Below are 4,202 nucleotides of genomic sequence, written 5' to 3'. Positions count from 1 at the left end.
GGGGTGCCGGTTCGAGCCGATCCGCCGGTTGTAGCAGGTCGTGCTTTTTACTCCTGTCCGGGCGCGACACGGGCGCAGCGCCTTGCGGCTGCGCTGCCTCCAGCCCCATTCCTGGCACAGGCGCTGCACCGTGGCGCGCAACTGGGCCACTTCGGCCTCCAGCGCGGCCACGCGCGGGGCCAGTCCCTGGGGCGGCGGGGGGCCTCGGCGGGCCGAGGCACCGGCGGCGTACTGGCTCGCATCGACCGGGCCGCACAGCAGGTGGGCCCAGCGCTGCTCGCGGGCGCCGGGCGCGCGTGGCAGCTGCACCACCAGCGGGCCGCCTTTTTCTTCGCTGCGCGACTGCAGCTCGTCCAGGAAGGCCTCCACCGAGGAGATGTCGGCGAACCGGTGCCAGCGTTCCGAGTTGATGCGCAACTCGCCCGCGGTTTGCGGTCCGCGCAGCATCAGCAGGGCCAGCAGCACCGCCGACTGGTCGGGCACGCCGATGCCGCGCGGGAAGTTGTGCTCGAACTTCGTCGCCCGGTTGCCGCCGATCTCGACCGCCAGCGTGCGCAGGCGCAGCGAATCGAGTGCCTCCTGGGCTTGGGACTCGGTCAGCTGCATCACCGGGTCGCGGCTGCTCTTTTGGTTGCAGCCGGTCAGCACGCCGTTGAGCGTGAGGGGGTAGCTGTCGGGCACGGTGCGGGCTTTTTCCATCAGCGTGGCGAGCACGCGGGCCTCGGTGGGCGACAGGGGGCGGGTGCGGGGATCGAAGGGCATGGCGGGGGATAATTTCCGGCAATGAAGAACATCGTGATTTTGATCTCCGGCAGCGGCTCCAACATGGCAGCCATCGTGAATGCTTCGCGCCAGCAGGATTGGGCCGGCCGCCACGGCGCCCGGGTGGCGGCCGTGCTGAGCAACAAGGCCGACGCCGCGGGCCTGGCCTGGGCCCGGGCCGAGGGGATCGCCACGGATTCGCTGGACCACCGGGCGTTCGATTCTCGCGAGGCCTTCGATGCGGCGCTGGCCGAGCGCATCGACGCCCATGCGCCGGCGCTGGTGGTGCTGGCGGGATTCATGCGCATCCTGACGCCCGCGTTCGTGGCGCGCTACGCCGGGCGGCTGGTCAACATCCATCCCTCGCTGCTGCCCGCCTTTCCGGGGCTGCACACGCACCAGCGCGCCATCGATGCGGGCTGCGAGGTGGCCGGCGCCACCGTGCACGAGGTGACGGCCGAACTCGATTGCGGCCCCATCCTCGCCCAGGGCGTGGTGCCGGTGCTGCCCGGCGACACGGCGCCGGCGCTGGCCGCGCGCGTGCTGGCGCAGGAACATGCCATCTACCCCCGCGCCGTGCTCAAACTGCTGCACCGGCTGGGCTGATCCGGACCGCCGGGCGGCGGCCCCCGCTCAGGACCAGCCGTCGAACACGCAGACCCGGTTGCGTCCCGAATCCTTGGCCACGTAGAGCGCCCGGTCGGCCCGCGCCAACAGTGCGTGGGGATCGCTCACCTCCTCGAACCCCGCCGTGGCCACCCCGAAGCTGGCGGTGACCGGCCGGTGCGGCCAGGTGCTGGCATTCAATGCCGCATGCAGCTTCTCGGCCACGAGGCGGGCGCCGGTGGCGTGCGTCTGGGGCAGCACCACGCAGAATTCCTCGCCGCCGAAGCGGGCCACGAAATCGCCCGTCCGCACATGGCTGCGGACCACTGCGGCCGCATGGCGCAGGATGTCGTCCCCGGCCGGGTGGCCCAGTTCGTCGTTGACGCGCTTGAAATGGTCCAGGTCCACCATCACCAGGCTCAGCGGCTGCCCGGCCTGCTTGCCTTCGTCCCAGCTGGTGCGCAACTGCCGGTCCAGGCAGCGCCGGTTCCACAGCCCGGTGAGCCCGTCGGTCATGCTCTCCAGTTCAAGACCGGCCATGGCCTGGCGCAGCTCCAGCTGGGTCACCACCTGGCGGGCCAGCGATTCGAGCGCGCGGCGCTCGGCGTCCGTCAGGGTGCGGGGCTCGCGGTCGATCACGCAGACGGTGCCGATGGGCATGCCGTCCGAGGTCACCAGCGGCGCACCGGCATAAAACCGGATGCCCGGCTCGCCGGTGACCAGCGGGTTGCCGGCAAAACGCGGGTCCAGGTGCGCATCGGGCACCTCGAACACGTAGTCGGGCTGCAGGATGGCATGGGCGCAAAAGGCCAGCTCGCGCGGGGTTTCGGGGGTGTCCATGCCGGTGCGCGACTTGAACCACTGCCGCTCCGCGTCGATGAGCGAAATCAGCGCGATCGGCGCCTGGCACACCGCTGACGCCAGCATGGTGAGGTCGTCGAAAGCCTGTTCGGGGCGGGTGTCGAGCACGCGCAATTTTTCCAGGGCTTCCAGGCGCTGCGGCTCGTTGAAGGGCAGGGGTGCACCCTGGGATGGGGGCGATTGCGTGGCCCCGGCGGGAGCGTCGGGTTTCTGGATGGGGGGCATCAATGGCTTCACTGAAGGAATGACAGTAAGTGTGTACGCAGCATCCGGTCATTCCGTTGTATCCATTTGATACGGCCAGGGTCTTTGCCCGGGGATACAGACGGCAGCGTGGCAGGCATGCCGATGAGTTTGCTATAAAAAATATAGCTATATGCCCTAGATGATATTGCGCTGGAGCTGTTTTTTTTGCTCCAATGCCATCGGCGCGGGGTGCCGGTCCACGCAGCTCGTCCACTGACGGGCTGTGCAGCACTGCGTGGACCGGCAAAACCAGGGGCCGGGCGCCCGGTGCCTGCGGGCGCGGCCGGCGGCCCTCTCAGGCCAGGGCGCTCAAGGTGCTGGCGTTGCTGCTGGTGGTCCACGCGCCGGCGGCCGCCGCGTATTGCCGGCGTGCCTGTTCGGCCAGCTGGGTCAGGTCCAGCCGCTGGCCGCTGCGGGAGGCGCTGGCGGTGCTGTCGTCCTGGCCGGTACCGCTGCTGCTGGCCGTGCTAGTGGCATTGGCCGTCGCCCACTGCGTCAGCTGGTCGATGAACGACGACGACTCGCTGGCGCTGAGCTGCTGGTCGCCGTCGGTGTCGATGGCATTGAACAGCGCGGTGACCGCATCCGTCGTGCCGCCGGATGTGCTGGTGGTGCTGGCCGCCGCCAGTTCCGAGGCCGACACGACACCGTCTTCGTTCGTGTCCAGCACGTCGTAGGTGGTGCTGCCGGACGATGCGCTCGCGCTGCTGGCGCCCCCCGCTCCGCTGGGCCCGCCCGGACCACCGGGTCCACCCGGGGGTGGGGGCGGCATGCCGCCCGCCTGCGGTCCGCCCGCGCCGCCCTGGCCCGAAGGCCGGCCGGCATCGAACTCCGCCTGCGACAGGCTGCCGTCACCATCCGCATCCAGCTGGCCGAACAGCTCGTCGCTGCTGGTGCCGGTGGCGCTGGCGGTGCCGCCGGAGATTTTTTCCAGGAGGGCTTGCAATTCCGCCTGGCTCACCTTGCCATCGCTGTCGCCGTCCACCTTGCCGAACAGGTCGTCGCCGGCCTGGCCGGTGGCGCCGCTGCCGGCGTCGCTGCGCGAATGGGCGAAGTCCAGGGTAGAGCGCTGCGGCAGCACGCTCTCCAGCGTCTTGGACAGCTCATCGCTGCTCAGGCTGCCGTTGCCGTCGCTGTCGTACTTCTGGATCAGGTCCGAAGCGCTGGTGCTGCTGTCCACACCGCTTTTCTTCGCCACCTTGTCCAGCAGCCCCTGCAGCTCGGTGCCGTCCACGCCGCCGCTGCCATCGGCATCCAATTTTCCGAACAGGCGCTCCGGCGAAGGTCCGGGGCGCGAAGCCCGCTGGACGCTCGCACTGGACCACGCGCTGCCGACACTACTGATGGTCGTCATCATCGTTCCTTTCGTTCCAAGGGTTGGCGGCTGCCGCGCCGTCGTGCGTCCCGGGAGCGGGGCGCGCGCACCGGCAGCAGCCTGCAGCCCATTCTTGGAAGCGCCGGTAACGGCGGTTTGTCCTGTTTGTATCGGGCCTGGTACGAAAGGGTTGGCCAAGGCGCGAACAGCGGGGAAAAAGCCCGCCAGTTCCCGCGCAACGCCGCGCGGGCGCTGCGTACACTGGGGCGGCAACCCCGCTTTTCCGCCCGCTCCCATGCAACACATCCTGGTGGTCGATGACGACGACGACATCACCGCGCTGCTGACGCAGTACCTCGCCCGCTTCGGCTATGCCACCCATGCGGCGCGCGATGCGCAGACCCTGCGCGAG

The 4,202-nt window shown here is 69.7% G+C and carries 3 protein-coding genes and 1 pseudogene; 1 reads left to right on the top strand and 3 read right to left on the bottom strand.

Annotation, left to right across the window (positions count from 1 at the left end; all coding sequences use genetic code 11):
* Nucleotides 1-102: 102 nt before the first annotated feature.
* Nucleotides 103-762: pseudogene (locus AC27KI_RS19865) on the bottom strand (YceH family protein); the annotation flags it as partial.
* 21 nt (nucleotides 763-783) lie between these two features.
* On the opposite strand from AC27KI_RS19865, the gene purN reads away from it, so the two are divergent.
* A complete protein-coding gene (purN, locus tag AC27KI_RS19860) occupies nucleotides 784-1,368 on the top strand; it encodes a phosphoribosylglycinamide formyltransferase (RefSeq protein WP_317354713.1) in 585 nt (194 codons plus the stop codon).
* Nucleotides 1,369-1,395: 27 nt separating this feature from the next.
* Here the strand turns inward: purN and AC27KI_RS19855 are convergent, their stop codons facing one another.
* Together AC27KI_RS19855 and xopAW are read right to left on the bottom strand one after the other, a co-directional pair.
* On the bottom strand, nucleotides 1,396-2,454 hold the full coding sequence (locus AC27KI_RS19855; RefSeq protein ID WP_317354715.1) for a sensor domain-containing diguanylate cyclase: 1,059 nt from the start codon (nucleotides 2,452-2,454) through the stop codon (nucleotides 1,396-1,398).
* A 316-nt stretch (nucleotides 2,455-2,770) separates the two neighbouring features.
* Nucleotides 2,771-3,829 carry a XopAW family type III secretion system calcium-binding effector gene (xopAW, locus tag AC27KI_RS19850; RefSeq protein ID WP_487115423.1) on the bottom strand — a complete coding sequence of 353 codons (1,059 nt, stop codon included), beginning with the start codon at nucleotides 3,827-3,829 and terminating at the stop codon, nucleotides 2,771-2,773.
* Nucleotides 3,830-4,202: the final 373 nt, after the last annotated feature.

It is taken from the genome of Acidovorax sp. KPB24-03 (assembly GCF_057546605.1).
The sequence above is the reverse complement of the archived record's forward strand: the minus strand, read 5'-3'. Positions and strand labels throughout refer to the sequence as shown.

Coding starts and splice junctions, on each gene's coding strand:
- purN (WP_317354713.1), top strand. CDS start 784: ATGAAGAACATCGTGATTTTGATCTCCGGCAGCGGCTCCAACATGGCA.
- xopAW (WP_487115423.1), bottom strand. CDS start 3,829: ATGACGACCATCAGTAGTGTCGGCAGCGCGTGGTCCAGTGCGAGCGTC.
- AC27KI_RS19855 (WP_317354715.1), bottom strand. CDS start 2,454: ATGCCCCCCATCCAGAAACCCGACGCTCCCGCCGGGGCCACGCAATCG.